The following is a 14,355-nucleotide window of genomic DNA, read 5'->3' on the forward strand; positions in this document are numbered from 1 at the left end:
ACCCCGACCGGAACGAAATCCGCCGTCGCCTTCGGCTACGCAAGGGCCTTCCGGCATCGAAATTCCGGGCAGTCCGGCCCACGGTCGACGGGCCGAGGACATCGGCCGCGTACAAAGCGACCGTTTTTGTCAGAGCGTCTGGCTATCCTCTATCTCGTGCCATTCGCCCGTGCGATCGATGCAGAGATCCACTACGAGGACAGCGGGGGCGAGGGTCCGGTACTGCTTCTCGGGCACGAATTCCTCATGGACAGAACGATGTTCGCGTCGCAAAAGGCGGCGTTGACACCGGAATTCCGATTGGTCACATGGGATGCCCGCGGCCACGGCGACACTCGCGACGAGGGTCTGCCGTTCACGTATTGGACCTGCGCCCGCGACGCGCTCTCCGTACTGGATCAGCTAGGCGTGGAAAGGGCCGTGCTGGGCGGGATTTCGCAAGGCGGCTTCATCGCGCTGCGCACCGCCCTGCTGGCCCCCGAACGCGTCTCCGCCCTGGTGCTCGTCAGCGCCGAGGCGCATGAGCCCACCGCCACCGAACTCGACAATGCCCGCAAGTTCCTGGACAAATGGCAGGACGACGCCTCCCGCGCGGCCCTGGCCGATCATCTGGCGCGCTCACTCATCGGCGATGACAGGTGGTATCGCTCGGTCTGGGTGCGGCACTGGCTCACCCGCGACCCGCACGCCACCGAGATCGCCGCGGGAGCCCTACTGAGCCGCGACTCGGTCCTGGACCGACTAACCGAAATCACCTGCCCCACACTGGTTATCCACCCCACCCGCAGCGGTATCCCGCGCTCGCACGCCCGCACCCTGGCCGACCGCCTCCCGACGGCCCACTACCTCGAACTCGACGGCGGCCACCGCACCGTCAACATGACCCACCCGGCGGCCGTCAACTCCGCCATCCAGGATTTCCTGCGCGAACACATCACCCCCCGCCCCCTCTCCTCCCCCCGAGTCCGCACCGGCGAAGTCCCCATCCCCCGCAAAACGCCCCGCTGACAAGGGATTTCGACTCCCGGAAACGATTTCGCCCCCGACCCGCGAATGCGCGGACCGGGGGCGAAGGTTCAAAGCTCTACTCAGGCGCGAATATTGAGGCCGACCTTCTGGAACTCCTTGAGGTCCGAGTAGCCGGTCTTGGCCATCGCACGGCGCAGGCCGCCAACGAGATTCAGCGAACCGAAGGGGTCGTTGGACGGGCCGTCCAGGACCTGGGACAGCGGGACGCGCTCCTCGTCGATGGCGTAGGGCAGCAGGGCACCACGCGGCACCGAGGGATGCGCGGCGGCGGACGGCCAGTACCAGCCCGCACCGGGGGCCTCCTGGGCCAGGGACAGCGGCACACCGAGCATGACCGCGTCCGCACCGCAGGCGATGGCCTTGGCGATATGGCCGGAGGTCAGCGTCTCACCGTCGGCGATGACATGCACGTAGCGGCCACCGGTCTCGTCCAGGTAATCCCGGCGCGCGGCGGCGGCATCGGCGATGGCGGTGGCCATCGGAACCCGAATGCCGAGCACCTCATTGGTGGTGGTCGCGCCCTGCAGGGAGCCGTAGCCCACGATGACACCGGCCGCACCGGTGCGCATCAGGTGCAGCGCGGTGCGGTGATCGCTCACGCCGCCCGCGACCACCGGCACATCCAGCTCGGCGATGAAGGTCTTGAGATTCAGCGGCTCACCATCGCCGACATGCTCGGCGGAGATGATGGTGCCGTGCACGACCAGCAGGTCGATTCCGGCCTGCACCAGGCTCGGGGTGAGCGCGCGCGCGTTCTGCGGGCTGACCCGCACCGCGGTGGTGACACCGGCGCCGCGCACCTCGGCGACCGCGGCGGCGAGCAGTTCGGGCTGCATCGGCGCGGCGTGCAACTGCTGCAGCAGCTGCACCGCGGCCTCGGTGCCCTCCTTCTCGGCCACCTCGGCGAGCTGCTGGATCCTGGCCTCGACATCGGCGTGCCGGGCCCACAGGCCCTCACCGTTGATGACGCCCAGGCCGCCGGCCTTGCCCAGCTCGATGGCGAAGCGCGGGGACACCAGCGCATCGGTGGGATGCGCCAGGAACGGAATCTCGAAGCGGTAGGCATCGAGCTGCCACGCGACGGACACCTGCTTCGACGAACGAGTCCGCCGGGACGGCACGATGTCGATATCGTCCAGTTCGTAGGTGCGCCGGGCGGTCCGGCCCATGCCGATCTCGACCATATCGCGCATAGCGAGTCAGTCCTCTCTGTATCCGATTGCCGCCGAAGCACTTCGGCGAAGGTCACGCCGAACGGCGCCGCACACCGCCCTCTCCGCACGAAAGCCCCGGCGGGAAACCGGGGCGACGTGCGAAGAGAGCGCGGCAATCACGCTCGGGTGGTGTAGTTGGGGGCCTCGACGGTCATGGTGATGTCGTGCGGGTGCGATTCCTTCAGGCCCGCCGCCGTGATCTGAACGAACTGCGCCGCCTGCAGATCCGGAATCGTCTGTGCGCCCGTATAACCCATGGCGGCGCGCAGGCCACCGACCAGCTGGTGGATCACCTGGTCCAGCGGTCCGCGGAACGGCACCCGGCCCTCGATGCCCTCGGGCACCAGCTTCTTCTCGGACAGCACATCGTCCTGGAAGTAGCGGTCCTTGGAGTACGACTTGGCCTCGCCGCGACCCTGCATGGCGCCGAGCGAACCCATACCGCGGTAGCTCTTGAACTGCTTGCCGCCCACCAGGATCAGCTCACCCGGGGATTCGGCGGTGCCCGCCAGCAGCGAACCCAGCATGACCGTGCCCGCGCCCGCGGCGATCGCCTTGGCGATATCACCGGAGTACTGCACACCGCCGTCCGCGATGACCGGCACACCGTGCGGCGCGCACGCGGCGGTCGCCTCGAGAATGGCGGTGATCTGCGGAGCGCCGACACCGGCGACGACACGCGTGGTGCAGATGGAGCCGGGGCCCACACCCACCTTCACCGCGTCCACCCCGGCCTCGACCAGCGCCAAAGCGCCTGCGCGCGTGGCGACATTGCCGCCGATGATCTGCACCCGGTCACCGACCTCGGCCTTGACCTTGGCGACCATCTGCAGCACGCCCGCCTGATGCCCGTGCGCGGTATCGACCACCAGCACGTCGACACCGACATCGGCCAGGGTCATGGCGCGCGTCCAGGCGTCCTCGCCGACACCGACCGCGGCACCGACCAGCAGGCGGCCGTCGCGGTCCTTGGTGGCGTTCGGGTACTGCTCGGTCTTGACGAAGTCCTTGACCGTGATCAGCCCGCGCAGCTTGCCATTGCCGTCCACGATGGGCAGCTTCTCCACCTTGTGGCGGCGCAGCAGGCCCAGCGCGGCCTCGGCGGTGACACCCTCCTGGGCGGTGATCAGCGGGGCCTTGGTCATGATCTCGGCGACCGGCCGGTTCTGATCCACCTCGAAGCGCATATCGCGATTGGTGATGATGCCGACCAGCTGGCCCGCGTCATCCACCACCGGAAGACCGGAGATGCGGTAGCGCGCGCACATGGCGTCGACCTCGCCGAGCGTATCGGTGGGACGACAGGTGACCGGATCGGTCACCATGCCCGCCTCGGACCGCTTCACGGTCTCGGCCTGCGCCGCCTGCGCCTGCACCGACAGATTGCGGTGCAGCACACCCATTCCGCCCGCACGCGCCATGGCGATGGCCATGCGCGCCTCGGTGACGGTATCCATGGCGGAGCTCACCAGCGGCGTGCGCAGTGAGATTTCCCGCGTGAGACGGCTCGAGGTGTCCACCGCGCTCGGAATCAGATCCGAGGCGGCGGGCAGCAGCAGCACATCATCGAAGGTGAGGCCGAGCATCGCGACCTTGTTCGGATCGTCTCCGCCCGTATGAGGGCGGCCGGCGTTTCGTTCGCCCGTAACGGGACTGCTCATCGGATCGACCCCTCCTGGAGCTCGGCACAGTCCCCCCGCCGGATCCCGGCGGACGACTGGATGAATGACAATGCCGGTGTTTGCCACCCGGCCTTTGGTCAACCATGGTATCCGGCGCACAATTCCAATCGGCAGCCACGCCCGGCCGCTGCGATGTCCCGTAACCGGGCAGAGTGATGTCCCAGAATGCCCGGTGTGTGTTTCGACACCAGACAACTGAGGGCAAATACTTAACAGCGCTGGCGCAGACCCCCTCTTTCTGCGTACCGTGGGACTGTGCGTGACCATCTACCACCTGGCTTGCCGCCGGATCCATTCGCCGGAGATCCCTCCGACCCGTCGGCCGCGCTCGATGCCATCGAGCCGGGGGAGCCGCTGGATCCTCACGAGCGCCTAGCGGTCGAAGAGGATCTCGCCGACCTCGCGGTATATGAGGCATTGCTGGCCCACCGCGGAATCCGCGGACTCGTGGTCAGCTGCGAGGACTGCCGACAGGACCACTACCACGATTGGGATATGTTGCGCGCCAACCTCCTCCAGCTGCTGGTGGATGGCACGGTGCGCCCCCATGAACCCGCCTACGACCCCACTCCCGAGGCGTACGTCACCTGGGATTACTGCCGCGGCTACGCCGATGCCTCGATGAACGAGGCGCTGCACGGCGACGGCTTCGACGGCTTCGACATCTAGTACGGCGAAAGGGCCTGCGTTCCAATGGAACGCAGGCCCTTTCCGGTACGAGAAAGCCGACTCCATCTGGGTCGGCCATTTATTTATGCCTGTAGCTCTTCCCGGCTCACTCGGCAGTACACCGTACTCACCGCAGACCGCCCGACAGCGGCGGAATGACCGGAGCCTGCGTGGGCACCTGCGTCGGCGGCACGGGCACCTGTGACACGGGCTTCTCCACCGGAGGCTGGGTGACCGGCTGCTGACCGCCCGCGGGCGCCGTGGTGGCCGGAGGGGCCCCCGTCGGCAATCCCGCGGTGGTGGTCGGCGCGCCACCGCCCGGCGGGGTGGCCGGATCGGTGGGCTCGGTCGCCGGTTGTGACGGCAACGTCACCGGCGGCGTGGCCGGCAGGGTGGTCGGACCGCCCGTGGACGGTCCCCCGGTGCCCGGTTCGGTGCCGCTGATGCGCGGATCGATCGTCGGCTCGGTGCTGCCACCGCCGGTGCTGCCCGGCACCGTGGTCGGCGCCACGGTGGCGCCCGGAAGCGTCACCGCGGGTTGACTGGTGACCGGCGGCTTACCCGTCGGCGTCGGCATCAACGAGGTGGCGAGATCGGGGTTGATCTTGGACAGCGAGGCGACAACCTGCTGCCAGCGATCCTGCAGATCATCCTTCTTGCCGTTGTCGTTGACCTGGCTGACATTCGCCGACGCCCGCTCCAGCAACGCCTTGGCCTGCTCCGGCTTGTTCTGCTTGATCAGATCCTCAGCCTGCGCCAAATCGCTGTCGGCACGCGAGACCACCGTGCTCTGCGCCTGCTCGCTGAACACGACCTCCTTGACCCGCCACAGCGGATCACCCGGATTCGCGTTGTACGAGAAGGCCGACAGCCCGCCGATGATCAGCGCGAGAGCGGCGGCCGACCCCAGAATGGGTCGCAGTAGCCGTAGTCGCCCGCCCGACTGTGCGCCGATGCGCGCGTCCCGGGCGCCGATCTCCTGATTGACCGCGGCAACGATGGTGTCCAGATCCGGTCCGGCCGGCATCGGCTCGTCCAGGATCTCCGCGCGCCAATTCGCGAGCAACGCCGCGAGTTGATACTCCTCCGTGGTGCCCGTCTGCACGGGACCGTCGCCGGAGATGGCATCGATCAGCGCGTCGTCACGGCGTACAGCCGCGATATCCACCGGCCCGGTGTCACCGGACGCCTCGGCGTAGGGACCGCTGTCTTGCGATCCAAGCCGCTTCCAGTCGCCCCGACCGCGCTCGCCATCCCTAGCCATACATTTCACCTGCCCTCGCCACTTGAGACTTGAGTTTCGCGAGCGCCCGATGCTGGGCCACTCGTATAGCACCTGCCGTACTGCCCACGGCAACTGCGGTTTCTTCGGCTGACAAACCCATGACCAAGCGCAGGATGAGGATCTCTCGATGCTTCTCCGGAAGCGTCGCCAGCAGAGAGTTCATCTGCCGGCTCGTCTCCGATTCGAGAGCCCGCTGTTCCGGCCCCTGGTCGGTGGATATGACATCCGGTACTTCGGCCATGGCATCCGCTTTGTTACGGGCGGCATTGCGATGAGCGTCGGCGACTTTGTGGGAGGCGATTCCATACACGAAAGCCATGAACGGTCTGCCCTGGTCCTGATAACGCGGCAGGGCTGTCATGACGGCCAGACAAACCTCCTGCGCCACATCGTCGGCGGAGAGCTGACCTCGCTCGGCCGACCCGATGCGCGCACGGCAATACCGCACCACCAAGGGGCGGATGCTCTCCAGTACCTGGGCTAGAGCGGACCGGTCGCCCTGCGCTGCGGCAGCGACGACAGCTGGGTCCAACTCCTCACCCGCGTTGTTCATCGTCAGAGCTGTTCCTGGCGTTACGAGTGGCACCGTGGCTGGAAGACCGGTGCTTCCGCGGAGGGGCGGAACGGTCCAACAATAGCGGCTGACGTATTCGAGCCAGCCGTTACGGGGTCAGTCTCGGGGACGACTCAGGGAGCTCTCGGGGACCGCTCAGGGACGGGCGAGAGTGTCGCTCGCCGAACGGAATCGCCCTCCGCGAAATATCAGCAATCGCTCGCACTCGGAAGCCGCTGCGGCGCCGCCGGATCCGGGATCGATGCCCGCGCGCAGCATGGCGCAGGCCCAGCGCAGCGGCAGCAGTTCGAATTCCCGCGTCTGCGTATCGACCTGGGCCGCGAGGGCGCGGGATCGATCGAGGTCGCCGGCGGCGGCACTGGCGGCGGCCAGCAATAACCGGGATTTCACCCGATGCCGTTGCGAGGGTGCCTGTTCAGCCAGGGCGAGCGCGGTCTCGGCATGTGCGAGAGCCGGATCCGAGGCATCGGATCGAGGGTTCGCGATGCCGGGACCGTCTTCGATGCTTTCGGGTGCGGAGATCAAACCGGCGCCGGGAGCCGACAGCGCGGTCTCGGCGGACACCCAGTGCAGGCGAATGCGCTGTCGCCACAGGGTTTCCGGATTCCGCGACCGCGTTTCGAGTTCACCCGAAAGGCTTTCGATCCGGTCTCGGCAACGCCGCAGCAGCCGGGCGGCGAGCTCGGGACGCGCGGTGCCGAGGGCGTCCGCGGCCAGGCCGGTCAACGCATCGCAAACCGCTTCGGCGCGGGCGATATCCGACTCGAGGATGATCCGCGCGGGCGTGTCGGGGTTTTCGGCGCGCCCGGCGGCGGGGGGCGCGGACAGCACCAGGGCGGCGGCGCGGCCGTCGGCGACGGCGGCGCGGGCATGCCAGCCGAGCTGGCGCAGCAGTGAGCCCTCGAGGCTGTGCGTGAGTGAGCGCAACACCGGATCGGTGGCCGACACGCGGGCGCGGCGGAGTTCGGCGCGCGCGGCGGCGTAATGCCCCGCACCGCCGAGCGCGACCGCGCGCAGCCAACTCTCGGTGGCGTCGGCGGGAGCGGGCAATCCGATAGCAGCGCGGGCGGGCGTACCGCCGAACGCGGTATCGGCCAGTAGTGAGTTCACTTCGAGCACAGGCACTGCCGCACTGTAACCAGTGCCGCCGGAGTTGCGTTGGGCTGACATAGCACAGAAGTGCAGCTACCTCTCAGCATTCATCAATGCCTTTGTGTTTCCACTCCGTAAATCTGTGCTCGCTATCGCCTAGCACGCCCGTAAGGAATTCGTATGGCGTTTCGCGTTATTAACCTGAGCGCCGCGAAGTGGCCATCTCGATGGCAGTCGATGCGCGTGACGCAATGGCTGAGATCACGCTGATCCCGATGCGGGCATAGCCGGGGTCGAGTGGATTACCGTAGGAAAAGCACGCCCTATCAGGCATTTTGACGAGTCACATCGGCTATCGAAGCATGGCCGGGCTACTGGGCAACCGATCAGTATCACCACAGTGGCCCTACTTTGTAAATAGCTACGATGTTAATTCTCTAATGCACTGGTATTTGAATCCGGATGGATCGGACTATTGACGCGAATTCATTCTCCGACCTAACGTACGACATCGCCGCCGTTGGCGCCGTGTGAAATTACGGCCCCTGCGGAGTGCGATCGCCGGGACCCGGTGATGCGGCCCACTGTTTGCCACCAGCACCGCTCGACAATGCCGACGAGCTCGCACCAAGAGGAGTTCACCATGCCCATGCCAACCCACCTCCCTGGTCCGAACGCCGATGTCTGGGACTGGCAGATGCGCGGGTCCTGCCGCGGACAGGATTCGTCGGTGTTCTTCCATCCTGACGGCGAACGCGGCCGGGCGCGCGCCCAGCGCGAAATGCGCGCCAAGGAAGTCTGCCGGTCCTGCCCCGTCCTGCTGCAGTGCCGTTCGCACGCCCTGAAGGTCAGTGAGCCCTACGGAATCTGGGGCGGAATGTCCGAGACCGAGCGTGAGATGCACGCGCGCCGCAATCGCCGCCGGGCGGTCGCCTAGACCCCGCGGCCGAGTGCCGCGAGCACTCCTGTGACGGCTGTGCACCAGCGATGCGCACGAGGCGTGCGACCTCGTTACCGCTGCACACGCCGGGTGTGAGTTCAGAAACTTTCCCATCCGCGCGGCGCGGCGTGCCGAATGCCTAGCAAACAACCGGCCACTGGTACAGCCGGAGGCGGTTGTGACTGGCAAAGCTTCGGCGATTCTCAAATGCTCCGGCGTGTCTTCGCGTGTCCTGCGATCAAGCAGGTTTGGGCGAGTCGGGACAAATCGGAAAACCGCTGCGCGCCAACCGTTTTAGCCGATACCCCCACGCGAAAGGAGGTTATAGCGGCAGGCTACCCTCGTGGCCGATGACACAGAACGGAGCGTTGTGACAGCGCGGCCGCCGGCCGCAGAGGGCGACTCGTTCCAGAGTTCCAGGGACGGGCGGACGGCGTCAGCCGACTCTGCGATGACGGCACGCGCAGCCGAAAGCCTCGAACTAGCCGCACTTCTCCAGCGCTGCGGGCAGTCCGACGAGCCGGCATTCGCCGAGCTCTACGACCGCACCTGCGCTCGGGTGTTCGGGCTGGTCCTACGGGTGCTACACGATCCGGGGTATGCGGAGGAGACCACTCAGGAGGTGTACCTCCAGATCTGGCGCACCGCGGCCAATTTCGATCCGGCCAAGGGTTCCGCGGTCACCTGGCTCATGACGCTGGCTCATCGCCGCGCGGTCGATCGCGTGCGGGCCGAACAGGCGCACGCGCAACGCGAAGTCGCTTATGGCACCAGTACTTTGGGTAACGAATTCGACGAGGTCACCGAAGAGGTGGGTCGACGGCTCGAACAGCAGGCGGTGCTGCAGGGGCTGGCCACTCTGACCGAGACCCAGCGGGAAGCCATTTCGCTCGCCTACTTCGGCGGACGCACATATGCCGAGGTGGCAGCCTATCTCGGCGTAGGGTTACCTACCGTTAAGTCCCGTATTCGGGATGGACTGACACGACTCAAGAAAAGTTTGGGAGTGACGTGAGATGAACGAAAGCCAGATCGATCTCGCGCACACTGTCGCGCTGGGATCGATCGGCGACGAAGATCAGCGCGCGGTGCGGGAATTACTGGATACCGACGATCCGGTACTGCGCGCGGCCTTCACCCAGGAAGTGCAGCACACCCGAGAGGCCCTCGCCCAGCTGGCGACCACGGCGGCCACACCGCCCCCGCCCGCACTCCGCGAACGCCTTCTCGCAGCCGTAGCAGCAGACCAGGCGCCACCAACCGCAATCCACCACAATCGCCCCGCGATCCACCCCGCCAACGGCCGCAGCCGCGCAATTCGCGACTAGCCCGTTCGCTCCGCAATCCAGGGCATCCGCCCAGTCCGTTCCCACCCCGGACTGCTCCGCCCTCCCCGCGTGAAATCTCCATGCTCCCGCGAGGCCCCCGGACACCCGTCCGGGGGCCTCGTCGCGTTATACGACGACGAACCCCGCTACGCGCGGCACCGTTGCCCAGCACGGCATCGAGCGTCCGGCAGCGAGCCGGGGCATCAGCCAATGACAAGGCCCCCGGACACATTTCGTGTCCGGGGGCCTTGTTCAGTGCTCAACCGCGAAGTGCGGCGGTCACTTTCAGTGCGAGTGGCCGTGGTGGGCGTCGGCCGGCTCCTCGGCCGGCTTCTCCACGATGGCGGACTCGGTGGTCAGGACCATGCGGGCGACCGAGATGGCGTTCTCGACCGCGGAGCGGGTCACCTTGACCGGATCGATGACGCCCTCGGCGACCAGGTCGCCGTAGGTCAGGGTGGCGGCGTTGAAGCCGTCCTTGCCATCGGTGACCTTGGAGACCACGACCGCGCCGTCGACGCCCGCGTTGCTGGCGATCCAGAACAGCGGGGCCAGCAGCGCGGCGCGCACGACCTCGACACCGACCGCCTCGTCACCGGTCAGCGACGCCTTCAGGTCGGCCAGCTGCGCGGCGGCCTGCACCAGGGCGGTGCCGCCGCCGGGGACGATGCCCTCGGCGACCGCGGCCTTGGCGGAGGAGACCGCGTCCTCGACGCGGTACTTGCGCTCCTTGAGCTCGGTCTCGGTGGCCGCGCCGACCTTGATGACGGCGACGCCGCCGGCCAGCTTGGCCAGGCGCTCTTCCAGCTTCTCGCGATCCCAGTCGGAGTCGGTGTTCTCGATCTCCTTGCGCAGCTGCGCGACCCGGGCCTGGATGGCGTCGGCGGTGCCGGCGCCCTCGACGATGGTGGTCTCGTCCTTGGTGACCACGACGCGCCGGGCCTTGCCCAGCACCTCGAGGCCCGCCTCGCGCAGCGTGATGCCCAGATCCGGGTTGATCACGGTGCCGCCGGTGACGATGGCCAGATCGTCCAGGAACGCCTTGCGGCGGTCACCGAAGAACGGGGCCTTGACGGCAACGGCCTTGAGGGTCTTGCGAATCGCGTTGACCACCAGGGTGGACAGCGCCTCGCCCTCGATGTCCTCGGCGATCAGCACGACCGGCTTACCGGATTCGGCGATCTTCTCCAGCAGCGGCAGCAGATCCGGCAGCGAGCTGATCTTCTCGCGGTTCAGCAGGATCCAGGCATCCTCCAGGACGGCCTGCTGGGTCTCGGGATCGGTGACGAAATACGGGGACTGGTAGCCCTTGTCGAACTGCACGCCCTCGGTGATGGCCAGCTCGGTCTGGGTCGAGGAGGACTCCTCGATGGTGACCACGCCGTCCTTGCCGACGGTGGTGAGCGCCTTGCCGACCAGCGCGCCGATCTCCTCGTCACGCGAGGACACGGTGGCGACCTGGGCGATGGCCTTCTCGCCGTCGACCGGGGTGGCGGCGGCCTGCAGGGCGGCGGTGACCGCGTCGGCGGCCTTGCTCATGCCCTTGCCCAGGGTCATCGGGTTGGCGCCCGCGGCGATGTTCTTCAGGCCGCCCTTGATGAGCGCCTGCGCCAGCACGGTGGCGGTGGTGGTGCCGTCGCCGGCGACATCGTTGGTCTTGGTGGCGACGCTCTTGACCAGCTGCGCGCCCAGGTTCTCGAACGGGTCCTCGAGATCGATGTCGCGGGCGATGGTCACACCGTCATTGGTGACGGTCGGGCCGCCGAAGGACTTGGCCAGCACCACGTGCCGGCCGCGCGGGCCCAGGGTGACCTTCACGGCGTCGGCGAGCTTGTCGACGCCACGCTCCATGGCGCGACGAGCCTTCTCGTCGAACTCGATCTGCTTTGGCATGTGTGTACCTACTCCTGAAGTGGTTGGGGGAGAACGCACTCCGCCCCGGGTCGGTAGCTGTTAAGCGCGACGCCGGGGCGGTGTAGCCGGGGTTTCGGGGGCGAAGCCCCTGTGAGGCCCCGGTTTTGGCGTTACTTGGTGACGACGGCCAGCAGGTCGCGCGCCGACAGGATCAGGTACTCGCCACCGTTGTACTTGATCTCGGTGCCGCCGTACTTGCTGTAGATGACGACGTCGCCTTCCTTGACGTCCAGCGGGATCCGCTTCTCGCCATCTTCGTCCCAGCGGCCGGGGCCGACGGCGATGACGGTGCCCTCCTGGGGCTTCTCCTTCGCCGTGTCGGGGATGACCAGGCCGGAGGCGGTCGTCGTCTCGGCCTCGTTGGCCTGGACGAGGATCTTGTCCTCGAGCGGCTTGATGTTCACGCTCGCCACGTTGAGCCCTCCACTTTTCAGGGTCTTCGCGCCCGGGGCGGTTCCCCGGGCTCACGGTTTCGGTCACGTTTGCTGACGCTGCGCATAAGCCCCGTCGTCGCGGGTGCCGGGACCATGGCCCAGTGCCACCTAGCACTCTATACACGGGAGTGCCAGCGCTCAAGGCCAGGCTCTGCTATCGGCCGTGGCCGACGCATCGCCATCGTCGCAGGAAATACGACACGCCGAGTGGAACGGCCGGGGAATCTGAGGGCTTCCAAAGAAATCCGAAAATCTGTAACGTTCGGATAACGGATTGTGACACCATTGACGACGGCTGCGTGGCAGGGCCGCATCAAGTCCGTCACGACACCGGTCGAACACAGTTACACAGTTGCTTTGCTTCACCCCACTGCGCGCGAAACCGCGCAGAGCTGAGACGAGAGCCTTACCGCAAGTGATCGCTGGCTGGTCCCGACGCCCCATCGGACAAGGGCCCCGCCGGATCCGTAGCTCCGGATCGTCCGTCATCAACGTGACGGTGTCGGAGTCCGTTCGAGATGGTCGTCTACACCAGGACCATCCGCTCGAAGGGAGGTGAAAATGCGAACATCCCTCGGCATCTCCGCCGGGAGCGAGGTGGTGTGCTCGGCGACGGTCGCCACCACCCCGAACGGTCTGCAGAACTTCGACTATCGAGTCGTCACCGCGGATACGGCCCACAGCGATCTCGGCGATCTGGTGGCCTCCTCCATCGAGTTGATGACCACCCAGATCCCCCGCGAGACAGTGCATCCCGTAGGCACCCACCCGGCCGCGCTGGCTGCGGCGCACAATTACGCGGCGCCGGGCGCGCCCGGTGATATCGCGGTCGCCTACCGGGACCGGGAACAGGCTCAGATCATCCGTTCGGCCATCGGCCGACAGCGCCGGGATGTGCGTCTCATCCCCGAAAGCACAGCGGCACTGGCCTTTCTGCGGCACACCGGTCTGCTGGACCGCTACCAAACGGTCGCCGTCCTCGATCTGGGCGCCACCGGAACCACGGTCACCGTGGCCGATCACGCCGATGACACCGTGTTGCGCTCCGAGCGCACCGGAACAGTCAGCGGCAATGCCGTGGACGAGCTGATCCTGCAGCATCTGCTGGACTGTCACCTGGCCCGGCGCGGCACCCGCCCGAATCGGGGCATGCTGCTCAATCGGTCGCGCGCGGCCAAGGAGCATCTGTCCATCGCGCCCGCGGTGACCATCGATCATGTGGCCGGGCAACCGCTCAAGCTGACCCGGGTGGATTTCGACGAGCTGGTCTCGGATCTCATGCGCGAGCTGGCCGTGTTCGCACGCGCCGTCTTCGCGCGGGCCCCGAAATTCCCCGAGGTGGTGGCCGTCATCGGCGGCGGCGCGAATACGCCCGCGGTACTGGCGAATCTGCAACGTCAGCTGGACGTTCCGGTGCTCACCGTGCCCGAACCCGAGGCCGCGATCGCCAAAGGCGCGGCGCTGGTGGCGGATTCGGCGACGCCGAGCACCTTCCCGGTGATCAGCCGCGGTTCGGACGCGCCGCTGGGCACCTTCACCAAGCTGGCGGGCACGCTCGCCGGCGCGATCGTCGTGGTCGGGCTGATCATCGGCTACGGCGTCAAAGAGCTCGTCCCCGAACCGCAGGGCACCAATTACTCGCCCAGCACCACCGGCGTGCAGCAGCCGGTGCTCTCCACCACGCCGCCGAGCGGCCCCACTTCCGGCGCGCCCGCGCCCGCCAATCAGAGCCCCTCGCATCGCAGCACGCCCGCGACGACCCCGGCCCCGGGCCCGTCCGGTGCCACCCCGAGCACGGCGCCCACCCCCGCGACCACCATCGCCCAGCCGCCGCTGCGTCCCGATCCGGGCCTACCCCAGATTCCCTTCCCCTCGGATCTCCCCCGCCTGCTGGGACCGCTGCTGGGCACCAGCCTGCCGCCCTCGGATCTGGTCGAGCCGACCAATCCGACAAGCACTCCCGGTTCCACCACTCCGGGTCTGCCCCGCAACAATTCCGGCTCCTCCGGCAGCACCACCACCCTGATTCGCCCCACCGATTAGCCGCGCCACCCACCCAATTTGGGTGGCCCGCAATTCACGCGAACCGCAATTCGCGATGCGAGCGAATTCGGTGCGACCCATAACCCTCTCATCGCCCCGACCCCCCGACCCGTTGCAATTCCGCGCGGCTATCGGCGTGGCGAATCGCCGC

The 14,355-nt window shown here is 67.3% G+C and carries 13 protein-coding genes; 6 read left to right on the top strand and 7 right to left on the bottom strand.

What is annotated here, in order from left to right:
* Positions 1 to 156 precede the first annotated feature (156 nt).
* Complete coding sequence (locus tag AB0L82_RS24420; RefSeq protein WP_364640614.1) at positions 157 to 1,008, top strand: alpha/beta hydrolase; 852 nt, start codon at positions 157 to 159, stop codon at positions 1,006 to 1,008.
* A gap of 80 nt (positions 1,009 to 1,088) precedes the next feature.
* On the opposite strand, the gene AB0L82_RS24425 is transcribed toward AB0L82_RS24420, so the two are convergent.
* Positions 1,089 to 2,222, bottom strand: coding sequence for a GuaB3 family IMP dehydrogenase-related protein (locus tag AB0L82_RS24425; protein WP_364640617.1), 1,134 nt, complete (start codon positions 2,220 to 2,222; stop codon positions 1,089 to 1,091).
* Between the two features lie 137 nt (positions 2,223 to 2,359).
* Positions 2,360 to 3,904 (bottom strand): IMP dehydrogenase, encoded by a 1,545-nt coding sequence (guaB, locus tag AB0L82_RS24430; protein ID WP_364640620.1) that lies wholly within the window; start codon positions 3,902 to 3,904, stop codon positions 2,360 to 2,362.
* 276 nt (positions 3,905 to 4,180) lie between these two features.
* On the opposite strand from guaB, the gene AB0L82_RS24435 reads away from it, so the two are divergent.
* Positions 4,181 to 4,594 carry a DUF5319 domain-containing protein gene (locus AB0L82_RS24435; protein ID WP_067561879.1) on the top strand — a complete coding sequence of 138 codons (414 nt, stop codon included), beginning with the start codon at positions 4,181 to 4,183 and terminating at the stop codon, positions 4,592 to 4,594.
* A 127-nt stretch (positions 4,595 to 4,721) separates the two neighbouring features.
* On the opposite strand, the gene AB0L82_RS24440 is transcribed toward AB0L82_RS24435, so the two are convergent.
* The 3 genes from AB0L82_RS24440 to AB0L82_RS24450 form a co-directional block, all read right to left on the bottom strand.
* Positions 4,722 to 5,858 (bottom strand): anti-sigma-D factor RsdA, encoded by a 1,137-nt coding sequence (locus AB0L82_RS24440; RefSeq protein ID WP_364640625.1) that lies wholly within the window; start codon positions 5,856 to 5,858, stop codon positions 4,722 to 4,724.
* Positions 5,851 to 6,432 (bottom strand): sigma-70 family RNA polymerase sigma factor, encoded by a 582-nt coding sequence (locus AB0L82_RS24445; RefSeq protein ID WP_364640628.1) that lies wholly within the window; start codon positions 6,430 to 6,432, stop codon positions 5,851 to 5,853. The genes AB0L82_RS24440 and AB0L82_RS24445 overlap by 8 nt, the downstream gene beginning before the upstream one ends.
* 156 nt (positions 6,433 to 6,588) lie before the next feature.
* Complete coding sequence (locus AB0L82_RS24450) at positions 6,589 to 7,578, bottom strand: hypothetical protein (RefSeq protein WP_364640631.1); 990 nt, start codon at positions 7,576 to 7,578, stop codon at positions 6,589 to 6,591.
* 610 nt (positions 7,579 to 8,188) lie between these two features.
* On the opposite strand from AB0L82_RS24450, the gene AB0L82_RS24455 reads away from it, so the two are divergent.
* The 3 genes from AB0L82_RS24455 (at position 8,189) to AB0L82_RS24465 (ending at position 9,813) form a co-directional block, all read left to right on the top strand.
* Entirely contained in the window at positions 8,189 to 8,482 is a 294-nt protein-coding gene (locus AB0L82_RS24455; protein WP_067561966.1) for a WhiB family transcriptional regulator, read from the top strand.
* Positions 8,483 to 8,936: 454 nt separating this feature from the next.
* On the top strand, positions 8,937 to 9,500 hold the full coding sequence (locus AB0L82_RS24460) for a sigma-70 family RNA polymerase sigma factor (RefSeq protein ID WP_364640635.1): 564 nt from the start codon (positions 8,937 to 8,939) through the stop codon (positions 9,498 to 9,500).
* Between the two features lies 1 nt (position 9,501).
* Positions 9,502 to 9,813 (top strand): hypothetical protein, encoded by a 312-nt coding sequence (locus tag AB0L82_RS24465; protein ID WP_364640638.1) that lies wholly within the window; start codon positions 9,502 to 9,504, stop codon positions 9,811 to 9,813.
* Between the two features lie 285 nt (positions 9,814 to 10,098).
* On the opposite strand, the gene groL is transcribed toward AB0L82_RS24465, so the two are convergent.
* Both groL and groES read right to left on the bottom strand, forming a co-directional pair.
* Positions 10,099 to 11,706, bottom strand: a complete 1,608-nt coding sequence (gene groL, locus AB0L82_RS24470) for a chaperonin GroEL (protein ID WP_364640641.1) — start codon at positions 11,704 to 11,706, stop codon at positions 10,099 to 10,101.
* Between the two features lie 131 nt (positions 11,707 to 11,837).
* A complete protein-coding gene (groES, locus tag AB0L82_RS24475; RefSeq protein ID WP_067818842.1) occupies positions 11,838 to 12,140 on the bottom strand; it encodes a co-chaperone GroES in 303 nt (100 codons plus the stop codon).
* A gap of 582 nt (positions 12,141 to 12,722) precedes the next feature.
* On the opposite strand from groES, the gene AB0L82_RS24480 reads away from it, so the two are divergent.
* Positions 12,723 to 14,204 carry an Hsp70 family protein gene (locus AB0L82_RS24480; RefSeq protein ID WP_364640644.1) on the top strand — a complete coding sequence of 494 codons (1,482 nt, stop codon included), beginning with the start codon at positions 12,723 to 12,725 and terminating at the stop codon, positions 14,202 to 14,204.
* Positions 14,205 to 14,355: the final 151 nt, after the last annotated feature.

It is taken from the genome of Nocardia sp. NPDC052001 (assembly GCF_040680615.1).
Taxonomy (GTDB): domain Bacteria; phylum Actinomycetota; class Actinomycetes; order Mycobacteriales; family Mycobacteriaceae; genus Nocardia.

Excerpts from the sequence above, each read along its gene's own strand:
- AB0L82_RS24425 (WP_364640617.1), bottom strand. The coding sequence starts at position 2,222 with ATGCGCGATATGGTCGAGATCGGCATGGGCCGGACCGCCCGGCGCACC.
- guaB (WP_364640620.1), bottom strand. The coding sequence starts at position 3,904 with ATGAGCAGTCCCGTTACGGGCGAACGAAACGCCGGCCGCCCTCATACG.
- AB0L82_RS24440 (WP_364640625.1), bottom strand. The coding sequence starts at position 5,858 with ATGGCTAGGGATGGCGAGCGCGGTCGGGGCGACTGGAAGCGGCTTGGA.
- AB0L82_RS24445 (WP_364640628.1), bottom strand. The coding sequence starts at position 6,432 with ATGAACAACGCGGGTGAGGAGTTGGACCCAGCTGTCGTCGCTGCCGCA.
- AB0L82_RS24455 (WP_067561966.1), top strand. The coding sequence starts at position 8,189 with ATGCCCATGCCAACCCACCTCCCTGGTCCGAACGCCGATGTCTGGGAC.
- AB0L82_RS24460 (WP_364640635.1), top strand. The coding sequence starts at position 8,937 with ATGACGGCACGCGCAGCCGAAAGCCTCGAACTAGCCGCACTTCTCCAG.
- AB0L82_RS24465 (WP_364640638.1), top strand. The coding sequence starts at position 9,502 with ATGAACGAAAGCCAGATCGATCTCGCGCACACTGTCGCGCTGGGATCG.
- groL (WP_364640641.1), bottom strand. The coding sequence starts at position 11,706 with ATGCCAAAGCAGATCGAGTTCGACGAGAAGGCTCGTCGCGCCATGGAG.
- AB0L82_RS24480 (WP_364640644.1), top strand. The coding sequence starts at position 12,723 with ATGCGAACATCCCTCGGCATCTCCGCCGGGAGCGAGGTGGTGTGCTCG.